The following is an 803-nucleotide window of genomic DNA, read 5'->3' as shown; positions in this document are numbered from 1 at the left end:
TTTCAGTGGCGCGGTCCGGCGCCGTACTACTTCGTTGCGGTGCCTGAGGAGCTTAGCCTCCAGCTGAAAGTGGCGACGTCCGGCACCAGCTATCACCGGGGAATGCTCCGGGTACAGGCGCGGATCGGCGAGGTCGAGTGGGCGACATCGATGTGGCACAAGGACAGGCGTTACGTCCTCCCGATAAGGGACTCGGTGCGCAAGCCTAAAGGGCTCGCCGACGGGGACACCGTCACGATCCACCTCACCGTGGCCGTCCCAGCGCTGGAGGCGAGGCAGGATCCCGCTCGGGCGCGTCCTGCTCGAGCCAGTCGCAAGGCACCTCAGGCAGCCGGGCGACGCCAACCAGGTAGCGGAGACGATCAACAGGTGGGGCGCAGCGGAGCAGGCGCCAAGAGTCGCAAGAGGCCACAGGTCACCGACGATCAACTCCGGATCGTCCCCGCGAACGAGGCGACCTGGGAAGACTTGCAAGCCATCTTCGGCACCCGCGGTGCTCCGGCCAGAGACTGGTGCCAGCGGTACAAGATGCGGCCTAAGGAGGGTTGGGCCACGGTTGGTGCCGACGGACTCGCCTCCCGGCTCCGAGAACAGACCGCCTGCGGACAGCCGGATTCGGCTCAGACGACCGGCCTGGTCGCCTACCTCGACGGTGAGCCGGTCGGCTGGTGCGCGGTCGACCCGCGACCGTCCAACCCGCGCCTGCTGAGCCACTGCCCCGTCCCCTGGGCCGGTCGAACCGAAGACAAGACCGATGACAGCGTGTGGGCGGTGACGTGCTTTGTCACCCGGGCCGGCTTCCG

At 67.9% G+C, this 803-nt stretch carries 1 protein-coding gene; it reads left to right on the top strand.

The window, feature by feature from the left end; translation table 11 throughout:
* Positions 1-39: 39 nt before the first annotated feature.
* A partial coding sequence (locus tag ABN028_RS35210; protein WP_349699673.1) for a DUF1905 domain-containing protein occupies positions 40-803 on the top strand: 764 nt, incomplete at its 3' end.

The organism is Actinopolymorpha sp. B17G11 (genome assembly GCF_040196095.1).
Classification (GTDB): domain Bacteria; phylum Actinomycetota; class Actinomycetes; order Propionibacteriales; family Actinopolymorphaceae; genus Thermasporomyces.
Note: the sequence above shows the minus strand (reverse complement) of the source record. Positions and strands in the feature narration are given on the sequence as shown.